The organism is Cohnella sp. LGH (assembly GCF_017671885.1).
Taxonomy (GTDB): Bacteria; Bacillota; Bacilli; order Paenibacillales; family Paenibacillaceae; genus Cohnella; species Cohnella phaseoli.
Genome location: NZ_CP072117.1, coordinates 3,113,565 through 3,139,486, shown reverse-complemented (window position 1 = coordinate 3,139,486; position 25,922 = coordinate 3,113,565). Strand labels below are relative to the sequence as shown.

Genomic DNA, 25,922 nt, shown 5'->3' with positions numbered 1-25,922 from the left:
GCTTAATCCTCTCCCGTCTCATTCCAAAGTTGTATCGGCATTTGCAGCGTTACGGTTACCGAATCCTCGCCTTCTCTCCTGAGCTTCACCCCATACACGTTGCCAAAATGGTGACGTACCCGCGCATTGACATTTTCCAGTCCGGAACCGAGCCCTTTTCTGGCCGACTGCCGGATGGACAGGGAACCGTCGGCTTTTTCCGGCGGAACGGAATTGCGAATTTCGATCACGAGCTTGTAATCCTCTTCTCTTGCCTCGATTTTAATTCGGCCGCCGCCTTGCAGACGGTCGATGCCATGAATAACGGCGTTCTCGACAAGCGGCTGCAGGATGAGCTTTGGCACGGCGGACTGGAGCAGCATTTCCGGAAGCGCAAGGCGATACTGCAACCGCTCCCCGAGCCGATATTGATGGATTTGCAAATATTTTTCCGCGAACGCCATTTCCGTTTCCAAAGACACAAACTTTTCGCCCGGCGTGATCGAAAAGCGAAAAATGCTTGAAAGGTTATGCACGATATCCGGCACGAACTTTGCCTTTTCGGGTTTTTGCGACATGATGCTAATATATTCGAGCGTATTGTATAAGAAGTGTGGATTGATATACATCCGGATCGCCTTGAGCTCCGCTTCGCGGACAAGCAGTTCGTTTTTATAGTTTTTGTCGATCAGAATTTTCGTGCGTCGCACCATCTGGTTGTAGCCGTGACAAAGCATGGCGATTTCGTCTCGGGTCGAAACGTCCTGCACCAATTGGTACTCTTCTCGTTCGGCCCGGCGCATCAGCCTGGTGAGTCTCTGTATCGGAGCGGTTACGCGTTTTAAAATGTAATACGTAACGAAAAAGACGGTCAGCCACGCTACGAAAGTAACCGCCGCCGCGAACATCGCCTGCTTTTCCACGATACCGCCCGCTCCGGGAGTTGCCAGCCGAATATAATGAAAGTCGGCATATTGCGACTTCTGCTGAATGAGCAGCAGCGTCGCAGGTCCCCGCACGTCCAGCACTCTACCGACTTCGTCAAGGTGCGAAGCGGAAAGAATAATGTTATCCGAGTTGGTGATATAGAACGTTCCAGACGCAAAATCGACAAACGTCTGCTGAAGGCTGGCGGGGACCAGCGTAACGACTAGCCATCCCAGCACTTCGTCGGTGCCAGACTCATAAATTTTCATGTCGCAGGCCATCCGTTTGTCGTCGGAAAAAAACGCCCATTCGGGCATCCGGTCGAATTCGAAAGGAAGCAAGCGGTATGCGGAAGGATAATGCAAAGGGCGGTTGCCGCCCGTTCCGAACACTTGGTCGTCCGGCGTGACCACGTACAGGTTGTCGACGAATTCACCAACGCTTCTTTTCAATTCGGCCAACTCGACTTGCAGCGCATCGATTGTGTTTTCGAGCAGTTGCTGCCGATTGCTGTCAGAAGTCGCATTTGCATCGGTCTGACTGTACAGTTTCAAGTAGGATTCCATCACGTTCCGTTCCCCGATCTCGAGCATCCTCTTCTTGATGGCCGAGAGCGGAGCATCAATCGCCGAAGCAGCAGCGGCAAGTTCCTGTTGAGCGGCCTCCGTCGCTTTCTTGCCGATCAGTTGGCTGGAACGGAAGTAGAAGGTAGCGCTTACAATAATGAGCGGAACAAGTGTAAGCAGCGAATAAATAATGAGCATTTTGTAAAAAAGTCGCGAACGGATCAGGTTAAAGAGGTTGACCATGAAGTGCCCCATGCCTGCTAACCTCCGTAAACGAAGTGTGTATGCCCATTGTACTATGGTTGGGACAGGCTGTCTCTCTATTCCATTTGACCTTTTCTTTGTTGCAGTTGACATAGCAAAGACCGGAAATCCCTTACCGTTAATCGGCAGAGCTTACCGGTCCTTATGCTTTATTCCTGCATTTTAACTCGGGTATACGTTTACCCGTATCAAGATTCCATCGTCAAACAAAAATAAATTGCCGTTGCTATCCGTCGACATGTGCAGCGTATAGCGATCAAGCAAAAGTCTTTCATTGCCGAACAGCTTCCAGTTGCTCGTCTCCGGAACTCCTAATATCCCCGGGTTAAAGCTAGCCTTGCCGAGCTCCGCATAAGACTCCATTTTGCCGTCCGACGTAACGCGATGTACGACTCGGCGATCGTCAAGCAAATAAAAATAACCGAACGATGCCGCTACGTGCATGACGGAATCCGAATGAATGGCGACTTGTGCATGCTTAGCCAATCCCGTTCCCGTCCACTTGAAAATCGTGCTGCTCTTTTTATCGTAAACATATAATACTCCATCTTTCACGGTCGAGATCAACTGTGTTTTGTCCGACGTCGGGGAGCTGTTGACCAGTTCCAAGGCTTGATCCCTATTCGCGGAATAAATCATTTTCGAATAAGGTTCGCCGTAATAGAATGTCTTGTCATCCAATGTGGAGAAAAAAGAATCTTCCAACTTGTAGAAACCTGAATTCTCCAGTTGATAGGTAACCATTTTCACCTCGGGGGTTATCGAAAATACCGCAAGACGCAGCTTGTCCGGATACATCGCCGCGCTTTCTCCCAGCAAATACAACGTATCGCTTGCGTCGTTGTAGACGAGTTTCTTCGGAACGAATTCTCCATAGCTAAAGTTGATTTTGTATTTGTCTCGAACGGAGTATTCGAAGTTAAATCGCTCATCAATGGATGCGACGACCGACATTTTATCCGCAGAATTCGGGTCGTATTTTTTAATCTGATACCCCTTGTTCGGGTCCCTATTCAGAATGTAGACTTGATTGTCTTTAGCGGCGGCTATGCTTGTGTTTCCGAAGGAATACAGCCTGATCTTATCAAGGCTTTTTAAGTTGCTATGGTTGGCTGACAAATAATCCACGGTCAAATTTTCCATTCGTGGTCTGACGACCGGTGCTTCCTCTTCAACATCCTTTTTGTTCCCCGGCTGATCTTCGTCTATTGGCTCCGGCGTTTTTTTGATTTTCGATGAAATCCGGATTTCTTTCGTCGACGGTTCGTACCGAAGATCAAGGCCCAGAGAATTGACAATAAATCTTAGTGGAACCATCGTTGTCCCTTTAATGACAACGGGCGGTTGTTCCAAAAGAACAGGGTTGCTTTGTACGAAAGCCTCCGCTCGGCCAACCGTGATTTCAACGGTGACCCCTTCATAGCTGAGCCGGATCTCATCCGACTTCCGTGTTAGATTCGCGCCGATCGCATCGCTTACGCTCCTCAACGGAACAAAGGTATAATTGTTTATCGTTGTAGGCGGAACTTGCAGAACGACTTTCTTCCCGTTTATCAAAGCGTTCGGATCGTTCATCTTGAATACAGTCTCTCTCGTGTCGAAAAGATCGTTTTCTTCTGCATGAGCCGATAATGCCAGAATGAAGGCAAAACACATCAAAAACATCGCTGCAGGCAGCCATTTCCTAATTAACAATGTAAGTCCTCCTCCATTACGATTGGCGCCATCCTCTGACTGCCTCTACAGCCGGAGAATCCTTATTAAAACAACGTACCCCGTCGAATAAGGAGTCGATCTAATCAAAGTACTCGACTGGCCATGTTAGAGTTGAGAAAGTTAGGTTGCTTTTACAACGATACTGTCAAAATATTCATCACCCATGTATACTTCAAGTCGCCACATACCTTTTTTATCAAGAATGTACTTGGCACCGCTTTGCGCATCTGCTCCTAGCTCGTTTTCTGTCTTTGAAACCTCCCAGTCGGGATACAAAGTCTGTTTTGTCCCTGAATCTTTGTGTATGCCGATTAGTTTATACTTATCCGCTATTTCCTCCGGCTTTCCCCAGAAGTAAATAGAAAAGTGTCCACCTTTTGAAATGTCGCTTTCGCCTTGAGGCATAAAAACTAAACGATCTTCTTTTCCATACACCTTTATTCCGTCAACTTCAATCGTTCGACTTAGTTGCCAGTTTGTCTGATTGTCAGTGTTGTTTTGGTCAGTACATGCAGTCATTAGAAAAATAAATCCAAGAAATAAATACTTTATCACCATCATTCACCGTCCTCGTCATTATTGTATCATTTTGGAAGTCGAGGGTGAAGTGTTGGTTCATTCTTGGCCTCAAGGGGGCAATTGAATTCATACCGATAAATGTCAAAAAGACTGCCGAGCCTTACTCAGCAGCCTGAAACAACAATTAACTATTTGCATCTTTATTTTTATAATTAACTTTATAATCCTTGGCTAAATCGGCCAATTTTTCATGATAATCCTCAGTTAATTTAGATACTTGGTCTAATTGTCCATTTGCTTGTTCAACTAAGGAGTTATTCTGTTTTTCGAGGGCATCTACCATTGTAACAAAGGCAGACATTTGAGTGTTTACGGCTTCAATCAAAATTTCATGTAAAGCACGAACTTCTTTGGTTTTGGGTTTGCCTCTGCGGCAGGGTTGTCGCCTGGGGCCTTACGTCATTATTTTTCAACGCAGGACGAGCTGTTGCTATTTATTGTGGATTATTATTTGACGAAAGGAGCCGACAAGGCAGAGGGGCTGGAGATTAGCCGTATTCCGATGAAAGCCGCGAAGGAAGTTCTTTTAGAGCTACTCCCTATGGATACGGAAAAACGAACTGCAACCTGCGTCTGGTGGGTATTCGCCATCCGTTCCCTCAAAGATCAATCCAGAAGCCCGTCGGATTTGGAGCTAAAATCGTCTCTGTGACTCTTTTTTTACATCCTCTCGGGGACTTTCGCCTGTATAATGCGAAATGAAATCGTAAAGCTCAAGAGAACAAAAAACAATTGAAGAGACAGAGCCAGTATAATCCCCGTCAACAACCCCAAATTTATAGACTGACTAACAGCAATGAGGGCTCCGCCGATTCCAATGCTTAACCCCGGACTAAATGCATCTGTAAATTGAAGGCTGGCGGATATCTCTCCTTCTTCGCCTGCATTCGCATGCTGCAGCGCAATCGCACCAGTGGTAGGATGTGCCAAGCCTATGCCAAATCCAGTGAAAAGCTGTGAAATGACTGCAAATGCCATTCCTCCCCCTGGGAGGCCAACCGCCAGTATTACCGCAGCAACTCCAATAATCATAAATCCAATACCAACCGTCACCCGTTTCTTTCGGCCCTTCCCATGGTCTTTAGCATCAAACTTTGACTGCAGCCAGGCTGCCGTAGACCAGCTTAATGCACCCGCAGCTACAATTAATCCTGCCAAATCTGCAGGAAGCTTTTTCACATCCGTCAAAGCCAAGACAACATAGCTTTCAGTCGCATTATAACAAGCAGCAAAGAATCCCCTTGAAGCAATCGTAGCAGGCAAACCTCTTCTCGCACTTAAGGTGCCCTCAGGCAGCAGCTTTCGCAAAGGTTTGATCATGATGAGCAATCCTACTACCGAAAGTGCAATTCCTTTCCAATCGGTTATAAAGCCTAGCCCAGCCAGCAACATTCCGGTACCAATAGTCAGTAGTACTGCAAAGCCTTCTTTTCGGCTGTTCATTGAAGTGGGATTCTCTTCCACTGTAAATTTGCGAAAAGCGGGAATCGTCAGCACAACAGCCACGCCAATGAAAGGAAGCACCAGCCAAAAAACTAATCTCCAGGACAGATACTCCGCTATAAGTCCGGCAATGTATGGGCCAATTAAAGCTGGCAAAATATATGCGCCGGAAAATAAAGCAAGTACTTTCGTTCTAAGCTTATCGGGATACCCCAAAGTAATGCTGTAATACACGCACGTAATGATTGCCCCTGCACCAAATCCCTGAAACACTCTCCCTATAAGTAGCATAATCATGTTCACAGAAGTAGCTGCATTCAAGATGCCGATCACAAAAATCAGGATCGATATGCCAAACGATGCAAAAACGCCGATTTTGTTGATCCGCTGCCCCATTATCATTGTTCCAAGGATCTGTGCCAAAAGAAAAGCGCTGAATATCCAGCCATATAAATGAAGTCCATCTAACTTTTGAGCCAGGTTCGGAGCAATCGTCACAAGCGCCAACCCTTCAAACGCAACAGTAGTGACCGCAAGAATAATCCCTATTGTCAATGCTCTATATTGGATATCGAAAACCCCGACTTCCTTTTGAGTAATTGTCATCCTCCAACTCTCCTTAATAGTCTAGTCTATAGTTGCTGCAGCAAGTATATGACCCAAAATATCTAACTCCGTCATCCAAAGTTTATTCCCCCTTTACTGTGAGGGACAATCAAAGATGCTCTTCTTTGGATTATAGATCTTTTATGTTGTTATACATTACAGTAAGAATCCTTCTAAACATTTCAACTTCTACTTCAGATAACCCCTGAATGGTTTTATTATAGGCTTCAATGGAGGGGGCAAGAATTTCAACTTTAATATCTCGTCCTTTAGGAGTTAAATAAACACGCAAAGACCTTCTATCCGTTTCATGGACCACACGATAAATAAATCCCTTCTTTTCCAACTTAAACAGCATTCGTGCAACATTCGTTTGGTCCTTGTGGAGTCTCTCTGCAAGCTCTTTTTGAGTAATCCCTTCTTTTTCCCATAGCACGATCAGTATTTCCCACTGATCCACTGTGATGTCAAACGGATTCACTACCTTTTGATAGTAGTTATTCAATTTAAGCGCCGCGCGCTGCACATTAACACCAATATACTTTTCTAATTCCAATTTGCTCCTCCTTCATAGTAATCGTGATTATAGTTGTTAAGACCATTATAATTCTCTTTTTCTACTTTTCAAAGCTAATTTTCTCCATCTCATAGCGGGTCGCGATAATGCCCGACTTGAGCGTTCGGCTGGACAGCAGCTTGAGCCTGATTTTCTCGACCCCGCCGCCGAATATCGATTTGCCGCTGCCCAGGATGACTGGACAAATCGTCAATAGGTATTCGTCGATCAGGCTGAGCTCAAACAGCGTATTCGCAGCCCCAGAGCTGCCGAAGATAACAAGATTTTTGCCAGGCTGCTCCTTGAGCGCCTTGATTTCCTCTGCGACTTTGTCCTTAACCAGCAACGTATTGTTCCATTTCGCCTTGTCCATCGTTCCGGAAATGACGATCTTCTTAACATCCTGCAGCCATTTTGCATGCTCCATAGCGTGCCTCGACGCATTCGGATCATCCAGCACAGAGGGCCAGTAGCTCTCCATCATCTGATACGTCGTACGTCCGTAAACGGGAGAGTCGACTTCGGCTACGACTTCCTCGGCGTAATTCTCTAATTCCTCGTTGTACGGAATCCAATCCAGTCCTCCGTTCGAATCTAACGCATACCCATCCAGCGACACATGCATGAATAATACGAGTTTTCTCATGTCCGTTTCTCCTCCGATTTTGAATATATCTTGTCCGATTTTATTGCCGTTGTCATGTGTTTTGTCCTGCTGTTATGTTCATAATAAATCATTACTTTACGTAAGGTTCAAGTGGCTACTGAATTTTTTTGCAGACTTCCATGTTGCGCAAAACTGCCGATAGCTTAATCAAAAGGCAGCCGATCATCTGCATCGGCTGCCTCTGTATTTATCGAGTTATCGTTTCTCCGTAAGTTCAGTCTTGCTCGATATGACCAAAGGAAATTTTCTGAGGTAAATCTGGCCAATTAGACTAGCTCTCGCGGAACCAGTCGAATTCGGCAGTCCCCGTCGCCGCGCTGAAAGAGGAAGCGCTAATCCTGATCTTCGCCGCCCCCGAGGCAGCAGACGAACCGTAGCCCCCGATCGGCGTCCAGTAATCCCCGTCAGTGCTGTAGTAAGCCCGATAGTAATAACCCGCCTTATCTAGACGCAGGTAGATCGTCTCGCCTGGCAGTGGTTCGGGGATACTTGCACTCCCGGAAAAACCTTGTCCGGAAAATTCGAGCCGATTGCCGTTGTTATACTGCCGGTCCACTTTGATATAATGATCGGCATCGTACCAAATCAGCAAGCCCGCCTGTTGGTAGTTCTGGCTAGATTTATAATCGATCTTGTTCGTCAGGACGAGATCCTCGTTTGCGGCTACTTGCACCACCTTGCCGGTATCGTCGTTGGAATTGGCCGCGATGCCGATCTGCAGTTTGCCTCCAGAAACGGAAGCCGCGGGCAAAGCGTTCCATTGCAGATCCATCACCATTGATTCGTACGGATAGTGAATTAATGTCTAAATTTATAAAGCGCGTACAATTGATCCCTTTCAGATCGTTCAGCTTCACGAATCATACGAATATACGCTCTTCCAATATCCTACGCAGCTCATTGGGGATCCGGTCAAACACAACCCCTTTTCCCAAAAACAGAAGCCAATCCGCATAATACGCGAGCATCTCAACATCGGTCACATCCAGTTGAACACTGAATATCCCGCTCGACTGAAACATCCCGGTAAAGGACAAAGTAATTCCTGGAGGGTGCATACGCTTAAAGCGTAGAATTCCAGTCGCATCAAGCTTCACAACAAGATTGGCCTCTCGTGCACGATGCCTTTTTTTGCTTAAGATCTCTTGCTCCGAACACTTCATCTCCTGCTCGGAAAAAGCCGAATCCCGCAGCATCGCAACAGGCAAATAACGAAACTCATCCGTGTCGAAATCGTAAACCTCTACAAGCCACTGAGCGTTAGAGTTGAAAATATGCAGCAGATAAACGTCCAACAACTGCGGCCATCCAGGACTCTGTTCAAAAGTCACGCGCAAATGCTTATCCCGGACCGCAAGCGAAATCAACTGGTTCAACTCTGGAGGCGCCGCATCATCGAGCTCCAGAAGGTTCGGATTGGCGGGATTAGTATTCTCGAATAGTAAAATATGATTCAGCTCGATCAGCTCGTCTTGCTGGGTTTGCGAAGCGATGCCGATAAGCTTTTCGGTGATGGAGCGTCGATTTTGCAAATAAGGCAGCTGCGAATTTTTCGAGGCGATAAAGCTGATAAATATCGCCTTCAGCTCATCGGGCGTGAATCGGGCGGCGGGCAGATAATGATTTTGCAGGACATGGTAGCCTCCACCCCGCCCAAGCTCTGTCGTCAGCGGAAAACCCATAGCCTGAATCTCGTTAATGTCGCGGATCGCCGTCGCGCGGGATATCTTAAACTCCCGTTGAATCTCCGCAATCGTAAAATGTGCGCGGTTATTGATGTAGCGCATAATGAGGTTCACTCGTTCTGTTTTCTTCATGATTTTATTGTATCAAAAGTGAAGAAATAGTATCAACTTTTGATACATTCGGCAAATAGAATCAAACTTGTAAAGACTAAATCCTCAAAGGAGAGAACAAAATGTCTAAGTACTCCATCAAAACCATTTCGGAAAACTACAAAATGACGGCTTTCGGTGTTACATTCGATGACTTTAACGACTGGGCAGGCAATGCGGCAAAAACCGCGGCGAAAAAAGCCGAAATCGTTGAAAACGGCAAGCTAGCTGAACTTCTCGCGCTGGCTGACGGGCAAGAATATCAAATCAATTACGTGCTTGATGGCAAGGCTTGGCGAGGTTTCGGCGTGATGGGCGAGTTCGACGTGGAAGCCGCGATCGTCATCGACTTTCTCGCTGGCGACTACCTTGTCGTACCAGGCACAGGCGCTGACAAGGATCGCCTTGCCGACGAAATCACAGGCAAAGTTTTCAGCGGCATGTTGCAAGAAATCACAGACTACAAATACGTTGGACCCGGCAACTCAACATTCGTCAAACCCGCCGAGAACGGTGAATTCTATGGCGAAATGTGGCTTCGCGTTAAAAAAATCGAAAGCTAAGCTCTGTCGTATTTTACAGAGCTCGATGAAAGGAGATCTCCTATGGCAGATTACACGGTCGAATACAAAAAATCTTTCACATTAACTGCATATGGTTTCTCTATCCAGTCGAATTTTCAAGATATGACGGCTTTGCAAAAGGAAAAAGCCGAGTTTTGGGGAAGGCTCAAAGCTGACGGACGGTTCGCCAAGCTTAAAAACGCCGCAAAAGACGATCGTGAATGGTCGGTCAACGAGGTCTATCAAGGAAAGCCGTGGAATTATTTCGCTGTGGATGCTGGTAAATCCGTATCTGACGCAACGCGCATCATCGAGTTTCCAGAGAGCGAATACATCGTGGTTGCGGGAAATGGCGATAAGGAAATTTTGTTTGATCAGTTGACTTACCGGGCCTTTGGCGAAGTTTTGTCCCAAATCACCGATTATGCGTACATCGGCGGTCCAAACGCGACTTATCGCCAAGATAACGGTGACGGCACTTTCTACGGCGAATTTTGGGTGCCTGTGGTTAAAAAATAACAAGCAGATCGGAGCTGTCCCATAAGCCAACCAAGTTGCTGTGAAAGATAATCGATGATAAATGTGCAAGGGGTACGTACCCCTTGCTTATTCATATCGAGCATCTCAAATTATGGGACTGCCCCCTGTTGTGCCTAAGCGTTATTCATAGCAGTCGTGAAGCCAATCACAAACGCGATAACAAAGGCAAGCACATTGAGAGACGTCGCGACGATTCCGCATACTAATCCTCCGATTGCCATACCGCGACCTTGCATCTGCATTAGCTTGATCTCCTTAAAGGATAACGACGCGAACGCAATCGCAGCGATGCCGCTGATGAAGCCAATGATTCCAAGGAGTATAATTCCTCCTCCTATTGGTAAAGTAATTAAAGATATTATACCTAGTACTAGAGAGGCAATTGCTTTGCCATTCGTGTTCGCCTGTGGCGGGGCGTATGATTGGGTTGGCGGAGAAAACCCGTACTGTGGCTCTTTGTGATTGTCATCCAAGGAATATCCTCCTATTAATGTGTCATTATTTACTATTATACTTCTCGTAGTAAATTACTGTAAATCTATCGTGTAAATTTAATTATTTTGTCGCTTCTTACACGGCTTCAAAATTAGTTTTTGGAGTGCCGTTTACTGATGAGAGCGATCAACGTGAAGATATAGAGGGTCAGACTCACTGTGAACGTCAGCATCGGCCATGTCAACAGCACGTCCCCGAAGTCAGCCTCGTTCCTCACGACAATCAGTGACAGGACCAGTCCTAGCAAGGCGAGGGGATACACGAGCTGGCCGTCGTCCTTTTGCTTTAAGAGTCGCGTAATCGCAGTATTGAGGGCGAACAGCGTGATCGTTGCTTTCATATAGGAGCCGGCCATCATCGACATGCCGATGATGGATTCCAGCCTTTCGATGATCTCCTGGATGCTTATGAGCCTAGAAATGTTGAATAGCGGATACTGGTATTCGTTCGTTAAAGGGCCAAGCGCCAAGATGCAGCACAAGGAGGTGAATGAAACCAACAGCCAATTGATCAAGTAGCCCAGGAAAATCGGTTTGGTTGCGGTCTTCCCTTCTTTGGGACGCAAGTAGGCAAATACAAAGGCGAAGACCAGGAAGTCTCCATAGATAAAGCCGCTCGTAAGATACGCGCTATGGAATACAGGCTTGATGCCCATTGGCAGGACGGGAAGCAGGTAGTTGAGATGGTAGCTTTCCACATTGAACACCAGGACTAATACAATGACGCCGACCAGAAGAAAGCTGAGCAGCATGAACATGCGCGCCATGACCAGCGCCCCCGCCCTCACCGTCAATGCGGAGATCATGGCCATAAGGCCATTGAAGATGAACACGGGAGTATCGCGCATCATCGTAGTCGTGAAAAACGCACCGATCGAAAAGTAAATGTAGGCTTGCAGCAATATCATAAAGACGATGTAAGGCACCATCAATATCAGGGTAACCGGATAGCCGACCGTCCGAATCCCGCCTTCAATCAAGGTTTCTCCTGGAAACCGTCGGTTCAGATAAAGCATGCATCCGAGGGGAAGGCATCCGAATAGGCCAGATACGAGCATCGACAACCAAAATGCGTTGCCGGACTGCGCGAGCAAAGTGGAAGGAACGAATAGTATGGTAGATCCGGTCATATAAACGAGGAGCAGTACAGCCATTTGTACGGGAGAGATCATGTTGTCAGTCTTCATCGGAGCTCGCCGCCCTTTTGTCGGAAGCCTCTGTTTGCGGCGAGACTTTCAGCGAAGTATCGACTGCTTTTGCAGGCTTGGCAAAGACCTGATTGACCGCGTCCTGAATATTTGGAAACGGTCGATTCAGAATGTAGCCGCCGGCGCAGTAAAGGAAATACAAAATCATCGCGAAGTAGCAGAATCGGACTTGCCAGGAGATTTTGCTTATCCTTTTCCAATCGGGGATCAAGACTGAGGCAAGCGCGATCAAACAACATATCAGTTTCAGGGTCATCGACTACTCCTCCTGATCGCCGTAGGGCATTGGCTTCGTAAGTCCCGTATTGGTCATTTGAATCTCCACTTTGACCTGGAAGGTCGCTTGAGACAGCCGTCTCCCCCAACTACTCTTCCACTTCAGCCATAGGGCGGGATGGCGGCGATACAAGGCATCGCCGATATTCAGAAGATCAAGCTGACGGGCCTGCATTGCGCTGATTTCCTTCTGTAGCTCCTGCTCGACGTACTCGGCGATTTTTTGTTTGATACGATCTTCGTCGCTCGCCTTACGGATCTTTGAGCATCGCAGCTCCCCATAGCCGCCTACCAATAAAAGATGGATTCGGACCGCTACGGATTCGCCTTTGGGTTCGACCTTTGTGGTGCTGGATACCATCACATGTTCGAAGGTGTCTTTTTTGGACTTGGAATTTTCCTCGCATGGATAGGTCACGACCCCTCGTTCATACTCATTTCGCAGCATGAGCAAGTATTCCGCTTTCCCGGCCGGAATTCCCGGCTGGACGATGGAGTAGTCGCGGAAGATGGCCACCCCATTCATCACCGCAGGATCCTTCTTCCCGCCCGACGAGGCCATGTACGGCAGGACAGCGATCCCGGTCTGACTCTTCAGGGCAATTGCGACCTGGAGCAAGTTCATCTTTTTCGACATCCCCGTGAACCGTTTGGAAGATTGGCTAATTTCCCGCAGTTGTTGGCTGATCGTGCTCTCTATGTAGGGCTTGCGCGTCAAATAGTCGCTGGCTAGCCCCTTCGTAATCGCGAACTGCGCAGTTTCCCGAGGTTCGTGATCCCGGAGGAAATAATCCAATATGCCTTTTAAGTTCTGATTCTTAGCTATTTGTTCGCTGACCAGCACAATGCGAATGTGTCCCCACTGGGCGACGCGGCCAACTTCATTGGCGATGTTGGAGATCGCTTCCGACATGTTTTCTCCCTCGGTGTGGATATTGAAACTTTCCGACGCTTTAGGTGCGCCCTCCAGGCCGCCGCCAGGCTTGTAAAATTGGGTTGTCAGCCGGATACGATCATCCTCTGTAAGGTCGACGGCGACGGCCTGTACGAATGCCCATTCCGTCAGTTCGTACTTATTCCAGCAGCCGGTCAGGAGAACAAGTGCTAGAAAGGCCAATACTGCGAATGGAGACCGCATCATCGGCTGCCTCCGGAGCCGTGTCGGGGCCTTTTAAGCATGGAACGGATCGGTTGACGGAAGATCATACTGCTCAGCATTCGGCTCCAATCCAACGGCGCGAATCCGGTTAAGTAGTATTGGGACAGCGACTTTAGCTTGGTCAGATGAAGCATAATTAGGAAATAGCCGATCATCAGACCGAATCCACCTAACGTAGCAGCCAAGATCATGAGCGGAAATCGAAGGACGCGCAAGGCGATCGCCAAATTGTACTGAGGCATCGCGAAAGACGCGATCCCGGTTAACGCAACGACGATGACCATGATCGGCGAAGCGATCTTCGCCTGGATCGCCGCTTGTCCAATAACGAGAGCACCGACGATACTGACGGCGGAGCCGATCGGACGAGGCAAGCGGATCCCGGCCTCCCGGAGCAGCTCGAAAAAAAACTCCATCAAAAGCGCTTCGACGAACGCGGGAAACGGGATTTTCTCCCGCGTGTCGAGAATGGCCAAGAGCAGTACCGTAGGGATCAGCTCGGTGTGAAACGTGGATAGCGCGACATAAAGACTGGGCAGCGTAGTCGCCATGATGAAGGCGATCACACGAAGCCAGCGAATAAGGGTCGAAAAAACGGTTCTCTGATAATAGTCCTCACTTGTGGAGAAGAAATCGATGAATAGCCCCGGACAGATCATCACAGTAGGCGAGCCTTGGACCAGCACGACGATCTTTCCCGTCAATAGCGCGGAGGTCGCCACGTCCGGCCGTTCCGTATACCTGACTTGAGGGAAAGGGGTAAATACCGATTCCTCTACCCATTCTTCAAGGTAAGTCGTATCGAGAATCTCTTTATCCTCAAGACCGCTTAGCCGCTGCTCGAACAGCTTTAGATCCTCCGGATCCACCCTATCGCTCAAGTACCCGTATACAATATCTCGGCGGGTGTACTCGCCGGCATGCAACAACTTGAACTTCAGCTTAGGCGTCTTGATCAGCGCCCGGAGCAGGCCGATGTTCGTCTTTAGATCCTCGATCGTACTGTTGTGCGGACCGAAGACGACCGGCTCCATCGTTGGCTCGGAGACGCTTCTCGTCTGTACTCCCGGCATCTCGCAGCCAATCGCCCGATCCCAGCCGTCCAACAAAAAGACGACGTTGCCGTCCGTGAGACTCTGTGTGACTTGCTCAATGGAGTCAAGCAGGTGAGCGGAATGGGTGGACACCCCTTGTGCTTCCCAATAATGGGACAGCTTGTCCGGAGTCAGCGTCTTATCCAGCGCGCCAAGCAAAGGCGATAGATCTTGAATCAATGCGCTCATGTAGGTGATTCGATAATTTTGCGACAAGGTATCGAGCAAAATACCGACGGAAGCATATTCCAGATCCTGCCCATAGCTCCATTCCTTGATCGTGAGATCGTGGCAATCCGAGAAGATCGCTTCGATGCGGGCACGGGATTCCGTCAAGCTCGGTGATATGGGCTCATACGCGTCAGGAACATTAGGCATAGCAAGCATTCCTTTCCACCCAAGTTCCCATAGTATTCCAGACCCCGAGCTAATTATTCGATGCCTGCTTTTGCCGCAGCTCGTGGGAATAAAAAAGGAACAGACACCCGAGATAGTCTGCTCCCTGATTATTTTATTTTCCCAGCCTTCGAACATTAAGATTAAGGTGCTTTCCGATTGTACGCACGTACCGCAAATAGATAGGCGACAATCATTATACCTACGCACCACGCAAGAGCAACCCAGATCTCATTGCCTATCGGTTGACTTGACAGTAGAGAGCGGATGGTTTCTACGATAGATGTTACCGGCTGGTTTTCGGCAAAGACGCGTACGGCAGATGGCATCGTTTCGGTCGGTACAAAAGCCGAACTGATAAACGGCAGGAAGATAAGCGGATAGGAAAACGCGCTAGCCCCTTCCACCGTTTTCGCGGACAATCCGGCAATCGCCGCGACCCAGGTCAAAGCCAGCGTAAACAGCACGAGAATGCCGGCTACGGCAAGCCAAGACAGGACATCCGCCGATGAATTAAAGCCCATAACGAGCGCTACGAGAAAGATTACCGCAACAGAAATGATATTGGATACGACAGAGGTCAGCACGTGCCCCCACAACACGGAGGAACGGGCAATCGGCATAGTGTGGAATCGCTCGATAATGCCCCGTTGCTTATCCAGAAACAGTCGGTAAGCCGTATAAGATATGCCGCTTGCAATCGCAATTAACAGGATGCCGGGCAACAAATAGTTCACATAGTTATCGGTACCGGTTTGGATTGCGCCCCCAAACACGTAGACGAACATCAGCATCATTGCAATCGGAGTGATACAAACCGTGAAAATAGTGTCCATGCTTCGTAAAATATGGCGCATAGAACGTCCAAGCATAACGCCCATATCGCTGAAAAAGTGAGTTTCCATTTACATGGCCTCCTCGTATAGTATTTTTTGAAGGCAGTTATAAGCCAATTTCCATCCCCCGAGGGGGATGAAGGCCGCCTTCAGAATTTCCAGCTTGCTCTTTGAAAATTAAATTTGGGACTGGACTTTCCGGCATGCCTCTGGACAATGGATTTTAGGGTCCATTCGGGGAAATTCTTCTGCCTCCTGTAGCATCGTCTACATCTAAAGTCTGTTTCTCCGGTACTCGTCTGAGCTTCTTACCCGCTGGCTGTTCCCTTCGGCAAACCATGCCCAGCAATAGCAGCGCTGGGGCAGCTCATGGCCCGAAGTGTGTCCTCATATGCGAGGGTGATTGATCTGCGAGTGCACCGGAGGCATCCCGGAGCGTCCATTCCCTGAATCCCTAGAGAAAGGAGGATCTCCACTTGAAACTATTTGTCGGTATTGACGTCAGTTCGCAAGAACTGGAAGCGTGTTTCATGAATTCGGATGGCGACAAGGTTGAGACGCTTACCGTGAAGAACGATTTGCATGGCGCTTCTCACCTACGCGACCGCATTGTTGCTGTAGCGGACAAGCTGTCCGCTTCCGAAATCCATATCGGGCTTGAGGCTACCTCGGTCTACAGCTGGCATCCTGCGATGTATATGCATGAGGATGCGGCACTCAAGGAACGCAAGGCCAAAGTGTTCACCATCAACCCGAAGCTCGTCAGCAAGTTCAGAGAAGCGTATCCGGATCTTGACAAGACCGACCGTCTCGATGCTTGGGTCATTGCGGACCGTTTGCGCTTCGGCAGATTGACGACGACCATCGTCATGCAAGAGCAGTACGTTGCCTTGCAGCGGCTTACCCGCATGCGGTTTCATATGGTCCACAGCCTGACGCGCGAGAAGCAGTACTTCCTGCAGAACCTGTTCTACAAGTGCAACGCCTTTACGTCCGAAGTCGAGAGCTCCGTATTCGGACATGCCATCCTGGAGATGCTCTCGGACCAATACAGCCTGGACGACATTGCGACCATGGATGTCGCGAGCTTGGCTGACTATCTCAGAGACAAGGGACGCAATCGCTTCCCTGACGCAGAGAACGTCGCTCGCTGCATTCAGAAAGCCGCCAGAGCTTCTTACCGGCTCTCCAAAGTCGTCGAGGATTCCATCGACCTTGTGCTTGGCACATCCATTCAGACCATCCGAAGCATTCAGGCTCAGCTCAAGGATTTGGACAAGGCCATCTCGCGGATTCTGGAAGGCATGCCGGGCGCCCAGTGCCTGCAATCCGTCCCCGGCATCGGCAAGGTCTACGCCGCCGGCATTCTCGCCGAGCTTGGCGACATCTGGCGCTTTAGCGATCAAGCCGCTGTCGCCAAGTACGCTGGGCTCACATGGCGCAGGCATCAGTCCGGCCCCTTTGAGGCCGAGGATACTAAACGCATTCGTTCCGGCAACCGATTCCTTCGCTATTACCTGGTTGAAGCTGCCAACTCGGTGAAAAACCGCGATGAAGAATTCGGCGAGTATTACCGGAAGAAATACAAGGAAGTACCCAAGCATCAACACAAACGCGCCCTCGTCTTAACGGCAAGAAAACTTGTGCGTCTGGTCGATGTGCTGCTACGCAACGGCCAACTCTATACGCCTCGAAGGAAGGTGACGACTGCGAAGGATTGACGCCTCCTTTGCCAAAGTCCATTACGGATTCCCAGTAAAAATCTGGTTATTCACTTGATTTTCGGCTGGGTTTAGTTTGATGTGCCCATTTTTCATGACTGATCTAACTTACAGCCAAAAAAATTTCCAATTCATTCGAGGTTAGCGCTTGACATCATACCGCTGGACTTCTTGCCGATAATAGCGAGGAATATATCCTCCAATGTCGGCTGTTTCTCAACATACTCCACCTTCGCTTGCGGAAACAGCTTTTTCAGCTCCGCGAGCGAGCCGGCTGCGATAATCCTGCCCTCGTGCAAAATGGCAATACGGTCTGCAAGCTGTTCGGCTTCTTCCAAATACTGCGTGGTTAGGAATACCGTTGTGCCGCAGTCGGCAAGCTCCTTGACAATCTTCCAGGCTTCCATACGTGCCTCAGGATCAAGCCCTGTGGTCGGCTCGTCAAGGAAAATGAGCTGCGGGTTTCCGATCAGGCTCATGGCAATGTCGAGCCTGCGGCGCATACCGCCCGAATAAGTGGACACCTTGCGGTCGGCGGCATCGGTCAAGCGGAAGCGATTCAGTAAATCATCCGCGATCTGACGCGGATTTTTGAGATGCCGCAGTTTTGCAATCATGATCATATTTTCTCTTCCGGTCAATATTTCGTCCACGGCGGCAAATTGCCCGGTCAAACTGATCGCATGTCGTACATTCTCGGGTTTTGACGCGACGTCAAACCCGTTTACGGTGACGGTTCCCCCATCCTTTTTGAGCAGTGTGGAAAGAATCCTGACAATCGTCGTCTTACCTGCTCCGTTCGAGCCAAGCAGGGCGAAAATCTCCCCTCGCTTCACTTCAAAATCGACGCCCTTTAGAACCTCCGTGTTCTTGAAAGATTTTCGCAAACCTTTCGCTTCAATTACGTTCTCCATCGCCATCCTCCTCTTTCTTTGATTTTGATTTGCCCGCAACTTTTTTCAGGGCCTTGTTAACTTCTTGGTCAACGGATTCTTGATACATATCCGCATAAGTCTTGGAATCTTTAATTAGATCGTCGCAGAAAGCCGCTACGTCGCTGCCCGTCACATCGAGCACCTCTTTCCCCGAGGCCGCTCCCTCTTCAAAAAGATCAATAATTCCCGATAGCAAACCTGTACCGTCGGTTAGAGCAACGGGGCCGACCTTAAAATAATATTTTTGAATCTCTTTATAAACAATCTGATAATCTCGCGGGAGCGCCTTGACGCGTGCCATGTGCGCTCGCCATTCTTTTTTGCCTTGGATGATATCTTGTATTTTCATTTTATCCTCCTATTTACCTAATTTTTTGGCGATATTATTGTTAAGTTGCTCGCGCCACTTGTCGCGGTGTGATTTTGCTCCTTCTTCGCCGGCCAACGCTGAACAGAAGCCTTTGATATCGTCGCCCAAAACCTCTTGGACACTCTGGCCGTCCGCTGCCGTTTCTTCGAGCAGGCCAAGCACGCCGTCAAGAATCGGCATGAGGTTGCGTCCAGTGAAATCCGAGTATTTCCAAATATTAAGATGGATCTCTGCCCATGCGGCTTGATATTCAGCCGGCAGCTTTTGGGCTCGCGATTCAAAAGCTTTCATTGCCTTCGTCATGTCGCTGCCAGTGATTTTTTCCCAAAAATTCATTCTCTTCTCTCCTTTAACTCGTTCATCTTTGAGGACACGAACTCCCATTTTTCCCAGAACTTCCGCAGCTCCTCCCGACCCGCGTCGTTGATCGCGAAAAACTTTCGCGGCGGTCCCAGGTCGGAGGGCTTCTTTGTGATCTCTACCAACTTGTTTTTTTCAAGCCGGATCAGGATGGTGTACACCGTTCCCTCCACAACATCGGCGAATCCGAGAGTGTTCAGCCGCCGCGTGATTTCGTAGCCGTAAGTTTCTTCCCGTCTTATTATTTCGAGAACGCAGCCCTCAAGCACGCCTTTGAGCATTTCAGTTAAGTTTTCCAGTACAATCACTCCTCGCTACTCCGCAGGACTGGTATGCAGTACTACTTACTACCACTACAAAGTATCACGCAGTAGCCGAATTGTCAATAGCGACAAAAAGGTTCAGACACGATTTTTGATTTGACCAGTAAAGATATAGTTGCGCTGACCGTCCAATAAAAAAAGAAGCAGCTGCCACTGGCAAACTGCTCCTTGTGTTCCCTCAATTCCACATTTTCAGTCATTCTTCTCGATCGTGACGAAGCTCTTCGTTATCATAAATAAAAGACACTAAGGTACTGGAACCCAATCAGATCTCCCCATATGCCCCTCTTAATCTGTAATATCGTTGAAATTTTGCAAAAGACGCTGCTCCAGCCCTTTCTCGTTTGTTTTTAGTTCTTGCATGATCGGAATCGTCATATCGGTATTGGGGTTGTATTTCAGGCCCCAGTGCATAATGGCAAAAACGACCGGAAACAGGTCAAGCGCCTTTTGTGTGGGGCGGTACATAGTTTGTGCGCGATTTGAATCTCCTTCTATCTTGACGAGCAGGCCTCCTTCGACCAGTGATTGGAGACGTGCGCTCAAAATATTAGTTGAGATGCGCTCGCGTGAAGCAAGAAACTCGCGGTAATACCTTTTGTTATGGATAAGGACGTCACGAAGTATGACTAGGCTCCAGGGATCACCCCATAGGTCGAGCGCATATACGATTGGACAAACGGATGAAGGTCGCTTTTTCATGAGAATGATTATACAATCCGTACTTGCATTTTGCAATTTTATACTTGCAATTTGCAAGTACAAAATTTATACTCGGTGTGTAGTCTACAATTAACGAGGAGAGATCATTTGCATGGATCAAAGTTACAGCACTTTTTTTACGGTAGACCAAAGCCCCGAAGAAGTCTTCGCCGCCATTAATAACGTCCGCGGATGGTGGTCTGAGGAAATTGAGGGCACTACTGACGAACTCGGTGAATTTAAGTACCACTATCAGGATATTCACCGTTGTACCATCCAAATCACCGATCTTGTTCCAGGTAACAAGGTGGTTTGGCACGTTACTGACAACTACTTTAACTTCGTAAAGGACAAGAACGAGTGGACGGATACCGACCTTGTTTTTGAAATCGCCAAGAAAGACGGAAAAACAGAAGTTCGATTTACACACCTTGGCCTCGTTCCAACATATGAGTGCTATGCCGTATGTACGGATTCCTGGGGCATCTACATAAACGGCAGTCTTCGCGACTTGATCGCCAAGGGCAAGGGCCAGCCCAACCAAAGCGAGCAAATTGCAAACAAACACGGCATAAAGAATTCTTAACTTTAATAAGGGATCCTCTGACTGTCGCTACAGCCGGAGAATCCCTATTAAGGTAACGCGCCCTATTAGGCCGCCGGGTCAACCGCACAACTAATCTGGAACGTAGGTCAATCTGATCACCTGCTCGCCAATTCGATCGCTTGCCACGAGGCGCAGCGGCGGCCGCGGACCGGCGAAGAACGGCTTTCCGTGTCCCAGCACGACCGGATGGAGATAGAGTCGATATTCATCAACGAGATTGAGCTCCGTTAGACCGTGCGCCAACTCCGGCCCGGCAACTTCAATCACTCCTTCATGCTGAGCCTTCAACTCACTTATGGCCGCTTCAAGTTCGCCCTCGATCAGAGATGCGTTTGGACCGACGGACTTTAAAGTTCTCGACACAACCCACTTCGGTTTGCTTTGCCACGCCGCTGCGTATTCCCGTTCCGGTGCATCCCACTCAGATTGTTCTTCGTCCCAATACCGCATGATCTCGTACATGCGGCGCCCGTAGAGGATTCCCGCTTGCCCGCGCACGTCGTCAATGAAATGACGAAATAGCACGGGGTCGGGCCGAAATGCCATGTGGTCGACGAAACCGTCCAGAGACTGGTTCAATGAGTAAACGAACTTTGCCATGCGACTGACTCTCCTCCTTGGTTTTTATCAACCGTTCCCTCGATGATATCGTACAAATTCTCTATCACTGTATATTCGAGGTAAAGCCAATGTATCCTGCTCGTAAGTGGAAGAGTCTGCCGATATTGTCACCAGCCTGTTATCATCTGTGTTATCGATTCTCGCTAACAGGTACGCCATTGATATCGAAATTGGTAGGTTCCCGATTCCAAATCTAACGTCACGCGGTTTTCGTGGAGCGCGACGATCCGAACTCCTTCCGCCTCGCCCAGCCTTATGCCTTTCTCCGTCACCCGATCTTGCAGCGCGTTCGGCAAGACGAGCGTAGCCGTCGTATTCGGGGGAATTGCGACTTCCATGCTCATCTCTCCGTTCTCCAGCCTCCAACCGGACACGATCTCTCCGTACATCGATTGGTAGGTCGCTTTGGCATAGGTAAGACTAGGACTTGGAAGCGGCTTGATCTGAATATGCTTGAAGCCTGGCGCGGCTTCATCCGTGTCTATTCCCGCTACGTAGCGATAGAACCACTCTCCGATCGCCCCGAAAGCGTAATGATTAAAGGAATTCATGTCCGCGCTCCAGAAAGAACCGTCTTCCTTCCGACCGTCCCAATGCTCCCAGATCGTTGTCGCCCCTTGTTCGACGGAATAGAGCCATGACGGAAAACGACGCGACAATGCCAGCCGATACGCCAACTCGCTTCTGCCGATATCCGAAAGCGTCGGGCAGATATAGGGGGTTCCCAGAAATCCGGTCGTCAGCTTAAAATCCGATTCCTCGAGGAGCCGAATGAAGCTTTTCTCCACTTGTTTGCGGATCGGGCCTTCAACCAATCCGAATCTAAGCGCCAACACGTGCGCCGTTTGGGTCGGAGACGCCAGCCTTCCCGTAGGCGTAACGAACTCTCGATTGAAACTGTCGCGAACGTTCGCGAACAGTTCTTCGTATAGGGCGACGTCCCCTTCCTTCCCTAACGCGCGCGCGGATTTGGCGAGCAAGCTCACGGAATAGGCGTAAAAAGCGGTCGCAATCAAATCTTTCGGAGTCGCGCCCGCGTAGCTTCCTGCGGGTGCGTCCAGCGCCAGCCAATCTCCGTACTGGAAACCTTCGTTCCGAAGAAACTCCTGCTCTCCCGATTCGCGCAGGAATTCGACCCATGCTTTCATGCTGTCGTATTGTTCTTCCAGCACGCGCGAATCTCCATAACAAGAGTAGATCGTCCACGGACAGATGACCGCCGCATCCCCCCATCCCGAGGCGGAATGCATTTCCCATCCCGGAAGCGTATCCGGAATCGTATGAGGCACACCACCGTTCGGCAGTTGGTCCGCCTTCAAGTCTCTAAGCCACTTGGCGAAGAAAACGGCAACATTCATATTGTGGGCGGCCGTCCGAACGAAAACCTGCGCGTCGCCCGTGTAGCCTAATCTTTCGTCGCGCTGGGGGCAATCCGTCGGCACGTCGAGGAAGTTTCCTCGTTGCCCCCACACGATGTTGCTTTGCAAACGGTTGACCAGAGGATCCGAACATTCGAACGTCCCTGTCTCTTCCAAGTCCGAGCTGACGACGTGCGCAGTAAACGATTCGGGAAGCAAGTCTCCAGGATACCCGCTCACCTTCACATAACGAAAGCCTTGAAACGAGAAACGCGGTTCATATCGTTCGTTCCCCGTTCCTCTGCAAATATAGCTTGTCTTCTGCTTCGCGGAACGCAGATTGTCGACATACAGGTTCCCGAACGCATCCAATTCTTCGGCATGGGTCAGTTCGACAAGCGTTCCCGCTTCCCCCGTCACCGAATATGAAACCCATCCCGTCAGATTTTGGCCGAAATCCAATATCGTTTCTCCGGTCGGGGATCGCAAGACCCGTTCCGGTTTAAGCTCTCGCACGATTACCGTCGGTACGTTTTCCTGCGAGATGAGCATTTGTTTGCCGCGTTTCATCGTATCGACGGGCAGCCAATTCCGATCGTCGTACTCCGGCAGGCTCCACTCGTCTTTCTCGAGTCTAGCGTCGTATGTCTCTCCGTCGTAGAGGGAAGCCATGACGATCGGACCGGTCTCCGCCCGCCAAGTGCCGTCCGTCGCGACGGACTGTTCGCTGCCGTCCTCGTAGACGAGATGCAATTCAAGCAGGGCGGCTCGGCGATCCCCATAAAAATCGCGGGGATGCCCGCCGATCCTGCCTTTGTACCACCCGTCCGCGACGGTGATTCCGATTGCGTTGCCGCCAAGCCGGATCTGCTCCGTCACGTCGTAGGTTTGCGTTTGGAGTCTGTGAAGGTAGCTAGTCCATCCCGGCGCGAACAACTGGTCCTTCAAGCGGCGGCCATTAAGCTCCAATTCGTATACTCCGAGCGCGGTCGCGTAGATTCGCGCGGATCGAATCGGGGATTTCGCTTCGAAAGCTTTGCGAAATAGAGGCAAAGCTTCAGCCGGGAGATTCCGCCGCACCGGGTCGAATGTAATCCATTGCGCGATCCACTCTCGAAAATCCAATATTCCCGTCTCGAAGCTGGCGTTCTGCCAGTCGCTTTCCCGGCCTTTGATATCCCTGGCTCGCACTCGGCAGTAGTAGACTTGACGGGATTTAAGCGCCTCTCCTTCGTACCCGACGTGGACGGACCGATCCGAGTCCACTTCCCCGGAATCCCAGATCAAACTTCGGAAGTGCGGATCGCCCTCGGACACTTGGAACCGGTATCCGGCTTGCCGGATTCCTCTGCCCGTTCCGTAAAGCTTCCAACTGAATCGGGGAAAGCGCGCGCCGATGCCGAGCGGATTAAGCCTATATTCGACGCGAAGATCGGCAACGCCGAATTCGGTCGCTTCGGACCTGCGGGTTTCCTCTGTCTTGCTCTGATCAACCTTTAATCGCACCGGCGACGAGTCCTTTCATCATATATTTCTGGGTGAAGAAAAACAGAACGATCAGCGGCAAGGTCGCCATGACGCACAGCGCGAAAATCGGACCGTAATCGATCGATTGGTTATTCGCTTTGAATTGCACGACTTGCGCCATCAACGTCATTTTAGCGGGATCCTTCAAAAAAAGCAGCGGACCGAAAAGATCGTTCCAGATTCCGTAGATGTTCAACATAATAAGCGTCCCCGTCGCCGGAAGCAGGAGCGGAAAAATAATCAGCCAGAACGCGCGATATTTTCCGTATCCGTCGATGGCGGCCGATTCTTCGATTTCCTTCGGAACGGACTTCGTGAACCCCGCGTACATGAAGGTCGCCATCGGGAGCGCGCCCGCCGCGTACAATAGAATCATGAAGGTGCGTGTATCGATCAAATGCAAGGCAACTCCCATCTTAAACAAGGGGATCATTCCCGTCTGCAGCGGAATGACCATACCCGAGATGAAGAAGTAAAAGAGAAATTGAAAGAACTTGCGCGGAATACGCGCAATGACGTAACCCGCCATGGAAGAGACGACGACCATGAGCCCGATCGAACCGACGCTTATCGCGAACGTATTAAAGAAACCGAGCGGAACGTCGACTTTCGCAATGGCTTTCTTGTAATGGCCCCAGTACAAAGAATCGGGTAGGCTCAAGGGCTGATACAATTGATCCGGAGATTTAAAGCTGGTCAATATAAGATAAAAAATCGGATATAAGAACAGCAACGCGGTCAGCAGCATTCCGATCTCCAGCGCCGCGCTCCCGGGATCCTTCCGCTTAGCTAAGAGCTTGCCCATTACATCTCCACCTCCTTGCGCCGCATGATCCTCAATTGAAGCAGCGTAACCGCCATAATGAAGATCATCAGTACGATTCCGCCCGCGATGGCATAGCCGTATGTGTTTTCCCGGAATGCGGCGTTGTAGATCGCAAGCGTGAGCGTATAGGACGACGAGCCGGGGCCGCCTCCGGTCAGGACATAAGGAATATCGAACATCTTCAGGCCGCCTACGATGGTCAGAAATACAACGATCGTCGTCGCGGGCATGAGCATCGGAAGCGTCACGTGCACGAACCGGTTGACCGCCTTAGCGCCGTCCATCTTTGCGGCTTCGTACAAATCTTGGGGAATGGCCTGCAATCCGGCCAAGTAAATGACCGCGCAATAGCCGAGCCCCTGCCACTGCGTCAGGGCGATGAGGGTCGGGAACACGGAGCGCGTGTCTCCCAGCCAATCCCGCTCCCAGGCTTGCAGCCCCATTCGTTCCAGCAGGCCGTTCAGCAAGCCGTCATACTGCAGGATTTGCCCCCACACGATCGAGGTGACCACGAGACTGACGACCACGGGCAAATAAAACGCGACTCTGAGCAAAATTTTCGTTCTAAAGGGCCGGTTCAGCAAGATGGCCAATAACAAGGATAAGGGGTTCTGGACGACGATACCGAACAAGGTGACCCAGAGCGTGTTCTTCGCCGCCTGAAGCATCTTGGAATCTTCGAGCAGGAACGCGTAGTTATCCAGGCCGATGAACTTGGCCGGACGAATGGAATCCCATTCGGTAAACGAATAGTACAAACTTGAAGCGAACGGATAATATACGAACGCTAGGAATAAAGCCGTTGCCGGAAGGATGAACCAGAAGCCGGTCCACCACTCCCGCGCGCTCGGTTTCAACATAATCTCAC

The 25,922-nt window shown here is 49.7% G+C and carries 29 protein-coding genes; 5 read left to right on the top strand and 24 right to left on the bottom strand.

What is annotated here, in order from left to right; all coding sequences use genetic code 11:
- Positions 1–2: 2 nt before the first annotated feature.
- From J4772_RS13300 to J4772_RS13285, 4 genes are all read right to left on the bottom strand, one after another.
- The gene (locus J4772_RS13300; RefSeq protein WP_209075574.1) at positions 3–1,727 is read right to left on the bottom strand and encodes a sensor histidine kinase; all 1,725 of its coding nucleotides are present in this window, start codon (positions 1,725–1,727) and stop codon (positions 3–5) included.
- A 171-nt stretch (positions 1,728–1,898) separates the two neighbouring features.
- Entirely contained in the window at positions 1,899–3,431 is a 1,533-nt protein-coding gene (locus J4772_RS13295) for a stalk domain-containing protein (RefSeq protein ID WP_209075573.1), read from the bottom strand.
- Positions 3,432–3,572: 141 nt separating this feature from the next.
- Positions 3,573–4,013, bottom strand: coding sequence for a DUF4871 domain-containing protein (locus tag J4772_RS13290; RefSeq protein ID WP_209075572.1), 441 nt, complete (start codon positions 4,011–4,013; stop codon positions 3,573–3,575).
- Between the two features lie 142 nt (positions 4,014–4,155).
- Positions 4,156–4,356, bottom strand: coding sequence for a hypothetical protein (locus tag J4772_RS13285; protein WP_209075571.1), 201 nt, complete (start codon positions 4,354–4,356; stop codon positions 4,156–4,158).
- Between the two features lie 102 nt (positions 4,357–4,458).
- On the opposite strand from J4772_RS13285, the gene J4772_RS13280 reads away from it, so the two are divergent.
- Complete coding sequence (locus tag J4772_RS13280) at positions 4,459–4,683, top strand: hypothetical protein (protein ID WP_247741086.1); 225 nt, start codon at positions 4,459–4,461, stop codon at positions 4,681–4,683.
- Between the two features lie 8 nt (positions 4,684–4,691).
- On the opposite strand, the gene J4772_RS13275 is transcribed toward J4772_RS13280, so the two are convergent.
- From J4772_RS13275 to J4772_RS13255, 5 genes are all read right to left on the bottom strand, one after another.
- Positions 4,692–6,080 (bottom strand): MFS transporter, encoded by a 1,389-nt coding sequence (locus J4772_RS13275; protein ID WP_209075570.1) that lies wholly within the window; start codon positions 6,078–6,080, stop codon positions 4,692–4,694.
- Positions 6,081–6,210: 130 nt separating this feature from the next.
- The gene (locus J4772_RS13270) at positions 6,211–6,636 is read right to left on the bottom strand and encodes a MarR family winged helix-turn-helix transcriptional regulator (RefSeq protein ID WP_209075569.1); all 426 of its coding nucleotides are present in this window, start codon (positions 6,634–6,636) and stop codon (positions 6,211–6,213) included.
- A gap of 61 nt (positions 6,637–6,697) precedes the next feature.
- Positions 6,698–7,282: a dihydrofolate reductase family protein gene (locus J4772_RS13265; RefSeq protein ID WP_209075568.1), complete on the bottom strand. Its 585-nt coding sequence runs from the start codon at positions 7,280–7,282 to the stop codon at positions 6,698–6,700.
- Positions 7,283–7,574: 292 nt separating this feature from the next.
- Positions 7,575–8,075 (bottom strand): beta-xylosidase family glycoside hydrolase, encoded by a 501-nt coding sequence (locus tag J4772_RS13260; protein ID WP_209075567.1) that lies wholly within the window; start codon positions 8,073–8,075, stop codon positions 7,575–7,577.
- 88 nt (positions 8,076–8,163) lie between these two features.
- A complete protein-coding gene (locus tag J4772_RS13255; protein ID WP_256442710.1) occupies positions 8,164–9,120 on the bottom strand; it encodes a helix-turn-helix transcriptional regulator in 957 nt (318 codons plus the stop codon).
- A gap of 101 nt (positions 9,121–9,221) precedes the next feature.
- Between J4772_RS13255 and J4772_RS13250 the strand changes: the two genes are divergently transcribed.
- Positions 9,222–9,701, top strand: coding sequence for a hypothetical protein (locus tag J4772_RS13250; RefSeq protein WP_209075565.1), 480 nt, complete (start codon positions 9,222–9,224; stop codon positions 9,699–9,701).
- A gap of 42 nt (positions 9,702–9,743) precedes the next feature.
- The gene (locus J4772_RS13245) at positions 9,744–10,220 is read left to right on the top strand and encodes a GyrI-like domain-containing protein (protein WP_209075564.1); all 477 of its coding nucleotides are present in this window, start codon (positions 9,744–9,746) and stop codon (positions 10,218–10,220) included.
- A 134-nt stretch (positions 10,221–10,354) separates the two neighbouring features.
- Here the strand turns inward: J4772_RS13245 and J4772_RS13240 are convergent, their stop codons facing one another.
- The 6 genes from J4772_RS13240 to J4772_RS13215 all read right to left on the bottom strand — a co-directional run bounded on the left by J4772_RS13240 (position 10,355) and on the right by J4772_RS13215 (position 15,773).
- Entirely contained in the window at positions 10,355–10,714 is a 360-nt protein-coding gene (locus tag J4772_RS13240) for a DUF4190 domain-containing protein (protein ID WP_209075563.1), read from the bottom strand.
- A gap of 113 nt (positions 10,715–10,827) precedes the next feature.
- Complete coding sequence (locus tag J4772_RS13235; protein WP_209075562.1) at positions 10,828–11,922, bottom strand: GerAB/ArcD/ProY family transporter; 1,095 nt, start codon at positions 11,920–11,922, stop codon at positions 10,828–10,830.
- Positions 11,912–12,199, bottom strand: coding sequence for a hypothetical protein (locus J4772_RS13230; RefSeq protein WP_116062541.1), 288 nt, complete (start codon positions 12,197–12,199; stop codon positions 11,912–11,914). The genes J4772_RS13235 and J4772_RS13230 overlap by 11 nt, the downstream gene beginning before the upstream one ends.
- 3 nt (positions 12,200–12,202) lie before the next feature.
- Positions 12,203–13,360 (bottom strand): Ger(x)C family spore germination protein, encoded by a 1,158-nt coding sequence (locus J4772_RS13225; protein ID WP_209075561.1) that lies wholly within the window; start codon positions 13,358–13,360, stop codon positions 12,203–12,205.
- Complete coding sequence (locus J4772_RS13220; protein WP_209075560.1) at positions 13,357–14,850, bottom strand: spore germination protein; 1,494 nt, start codon at positions 14,848–14,850, stop codon at positions 13,357–13,359. The genes J4772_RS13225 and J4772_RS13220 overlap by 4 nt, the downstream gene beginning before the upstream one ends.
- Before the next feature lie 161 nt (positions 14,851–15,011).
- On the bottom strand, positions 15,012–15,773 hold the full coding sequence (locus J4772_RS13215; protein ID WP_209075559.1) for an ABC transporter permease: 762 nt from the start codon (positions 15,771–15,773) through the stop codon (positions 15,012–15,014).
- Between the two features lie 407 nt (positions 15,774–16,180).
- Here J4772_RS13215 and J4772_RS13210 point away from each other — a divergent pair, with 407 nt between their 5' ends.
- Complete coding sequence (locus tag J4772_RS13210; RefSeq protein WP_209073651.1) at positions 16,181–17,425, top strand: IS110 family RNA-guided transposase; 1,245 nt, start codon at positions 16,181–16,183, stop codon at positions 17,423–17,425.
- 131 nt (positions 17,426–17,556) lie between these two features.
- On the opposite strand, the gene J4772_RS13205 is transcribed toward J4772_RS13210, so the two are convergent.
- The 5 genes from J4772_RS13205 to J4772_RS13185 all read right to left on the bottom strand — a co-directional run bounded on the left by J4772_RS13205 (position 17,557) and on the right by J4772_RS13185 (position 20,115).
- Positions 17,557–18,339: an ABC transporter ATP-binding protein gene (locus J4772_RS13205; RefSeq protein ID WP_209075558.1), complete on the bottom strand. Its 783-nt coding sequence runs from the start codon at positions 18,337–18,339 to the stop codon at positions 17,557–17,559.
- Entirely contained in the window at positions 18,323–18,709 is a 387-nt protein-coding gene (locus tag J4772_RS13200; protein WP_209075557.1) for a DUF1048 domain-containing protein, read from the bottom strand. Before J4772_RS13200 ends, J4772_RS13205 begins: the two co-directional genes overlap by 17 nt.
- A gap of 9 nt (positions 18,710–18,718) precedes the next feature.
- On the bottom strand, positions 18,719–19,066 hold the full coding sequence (locus tag J4772_RS13195; RefSeq protein ID WP_116062535.1) for a DUF1048 domain-containing protein: 348 nt from the start codon (positions 19,064–19,066) through the stop codon (positions 18,719–18,721).
- Positions 19,063–19,371: a PadR family transcriptional regulator gene (locus tag J4772_RS13190; RefSeq protein WP_305827879.1), complete on the bottom strand. Its 309-nt coding sequence runs from the start codon at positions 19,369–19,371 to the stop codon at positions 19,063–19,065. The genes J4772_RS13195 and J4772_RS13190 overlap by 4 nt, the downstream gene beginning before the upstream one ends.
- Positions 19,372–19,701: 330 nt before the next feature.
- On the bottom strand, positions 19,702–20,115 hold the full coding sequence (locus tag J4772_RS13185) for a winged helix-turn-helix transcriptional regulator (protein WP_209075556.1): 414 nt from the start codon (positions 20,113–20,115) through the stop codon (positions 19,702–19,704).
- Between the two features lie 112 nt (positions 20,116–20,227).
- Here J4772_RS13185 and J4772_RS13180 point away from each other — a divergent pair, with 112 nt between their 5' ends.
- Positions 20,228–20,701 (top strand): SRPBCC family protein, encoded by a 474-nt coding sequence (locus J4772_RS13180; protein ID WP_209075555.1) that lies wholly within the window; start codon positions 20,228–20,230, stop codon positions 20,699–20,701.
- A 90-nt stretch (positions 20,702–20,791) separates the two neighbouring features.
- Here the strand turns inward: J4772_RS13180 and J4772_RS13175 are convergent, their stop codons facing one another.
- The 4 genes from J4772_RS13175 to J4772_RS13160 all read right to left on the bottom strand — a co-directional run bounded on the left by J4772_RS13175 (position 20,792) and on the right by J4772_RS13160 (position 25,914).
- Positions 20,792–21,322: a dihydrofolate reductase family protein gene (locus tag J4772_RS13175; protein ID WP_209075554.1), complete on the bottom strand. Its 531-nt coding sequence runs from the start codon at positions 21,320–21,322 to the stop codon at positions 20,792–20,794.
- A 164-nt stretch (positions 21,323–21,486) separates the two neighbouring features.
- On the bottom strand, positions 21,487–24,207 hold the full coding sequence (locus tag J4772_RS13170) for a glycoside hydrolase family 78 protein (RefSeq protein WP_209075553.1): 2,721 nt from the start codon (positions 24,205–24,207) through the stop codon (positions 21,487–21,489).
- Complete coding sequence (locus J4772_RS13165; protein ID WP_209075552.1) at positions 24,191–25,033, bottom strand: carbohydrate ABC transporter permease; 843 nt, start codon at positions 25,031–25,033, stop codon at positions 24,191–24,193. Before J4772_RS13165 ends, J4772_RS13170 begins: the two co-directional genes overlap by 17 nt.
- Positions 25,033–25,914, bottom strand: a complete 882-nt coding sequence (locus J4772_RS13160; RefSeq protein ID WP_209075551.1) for a carbohydrate ABC transporter permease — start codon at positions 25,912–25,914, stop codon at positions 25,033–25,035. The genes J4772_RS13165 and J4772_RS13160 overlap by 1 nt, the downstream gene beginning before the upstream one ends.
- Positions 25,915–25,922 lie beyond the last annotated feature (8 nt).

Excerpts from the sequence above, each read along its gene's own strand:
- J4772_RS13300 (WP_209075574.1), bottom strand. The coding sequence starts at position 1,727 with ATGGGGCACTTCATGGTCAACCTCTTTAACCTGATCCGTTCGCGACTT.
- J4772_RS13290 (WP_209075572.1), bottom strand. The coding sequence starts at position 4,013 with ATGATGGTGATAAAGTATTTATTTCTTGGATTTATTTTTCTAATGACT.
- J4772_RS13275 (WP_209075570.1), bottom strand. The coding sequence starts at position 6,080 with ATGACAATTACTCAAAAGGAAGTCGGGGTTTTCGATATCCAATATAGA.
- J4772_RS13265 (WP_209075568.1), bottom strand. The coding sequence starts at position 7,282 with ATGAGAAAACTCGTATTATTCATGCATGTGTCGCTGGATGGGTATGCG.
- J4772_RS13260 (WP_209075567.1), bottom strand. The coding sequence starts at position 8,075 with ATGGATCTGCAATGGAACGCTTTGCCCGCGGCTTCCGTTTCTGGAGGC.
- J4772_RS13255 (WP_256442710.1), bottom strand. The coding sequence starts at position 9,120 with ATGAAGAAAACAGAACGAGTGAACCTCATTATGCGCTACATCAATAAC.
- J4772_RS13250 (WP_209075565.1), top strand. The coding sequence starts at position 9,222 with ATGTCTAAGTACTCCATCAAAACCATTTCGGAAAACTACAAAATGACG.
- J4772_RS13245 (WP_209075564.1), top strand. The coding sequence starts at position 9,744 with ATGGCAGATTACACGGTCGAATACAAAAAATCTTTCACATTAACTGCA.
- J4772_RS13235 (WP_209075562.1), bottom strand. The coding sequence starts at position 11,922 with ATGAAGACTGACAACATGATCTCTCCCGTACAAATGGCTGTACTGCTC.
- J4772_RS13230 (WP_116062541.1), bottom strand. The coding sequence starts at position 12,199 with ATGACCCTGAAACTGATATGTTGTTTGATCGCGCTTGCCTCAGTCTTG.
- J4772_RS13225 (WP_209075561.1), bottom strand. The coding sequence starts at position 13,360 with ATGATGCGGTCTCCATTCGCAGTATTGGCCTTTCTAGCACTTGTTCTC.
- J4772_RS13220 (WP_209075560.1), bottom strand. The coding sequence starts at position 14,850 with ATGCCTAATGTTCCTGACGCGTATGAGCCCATATCACCGAGCTTGACG.
- J4772_RS13215 (WP_209075559.1), bottom strand. The coding sequence starts at position 15,773 with ATGGAAACTCACTTTTTCAGCGATATGGGCGTTATGCTTGGACGTTCT.
- J4772_RS13205 (WP_209075558.1), bottom strand. The coding sequence starts at position 18,339 with ATGGAGAACGTAATTGAAGCGAAAGGTTTGCGAAAATCTTTCAAGAAC.
- J4772_RS13200 (WP_209075557.1), bottom strand. The coding sequence starts at position 18,709 with ATGAAAATACAAGATATCATCCAAGGCAAAAAAGAATGGCGAGCGCAC.
- J4772_RS13195 (WP_116062535.1), bottom strand. The coding sequence starts at position 19,066 with ATGAATTTTTGGGAAAAAATCACTGGCAGCGACATGACGAAGGCAATG.
- J4772_RS13190 (WP_305827879.1), bottom strand. The coding sequence starts at position 19,371 with ATGCTCAAAGGCGTGCTTGAGGGCTGCGTTCTCGAAATAATAAGACGG.
- J4772_RS13185 (WP_209075556.1), bottom strand. The coding sequence starts at position 20,115 with ATGAAAAAGCGACCTTCATCCGTTTGTCCAATCGTATATGCGCTCGAC.
- J4772_RS13180 (WP_209075555.1), top strand. The coding sequence starts at position 20,228 with ATGGATCAAAGTTACAGCACTTTTTTTACGGTAGACCAAAGCCCCGAA.
- J4772_RS13175 (WP_209075554.1), bottom strand. The coding sequence starts at position 21,322 with ATGGCAAAGTTCGTTTACTCATTGAACCAGTCTCTGGACGGTTTCGTC.
- J4772_RS13165 (WP_209075552.1), bottom strand. The coding sequence starts at position 25,033 with ATGGGCAAGCTCTTAGCTAAGCGGAAGGATCCCGGGAGCGCGGCGCTG.
- J4772_RS13160 (WP_209075551.1), bottom strand. The coding sequence starts at position 25,914 with ATGTTGAAACCGAGCGCGCGGGAGTGGTGGACCGGCTTCTGGTTCATC.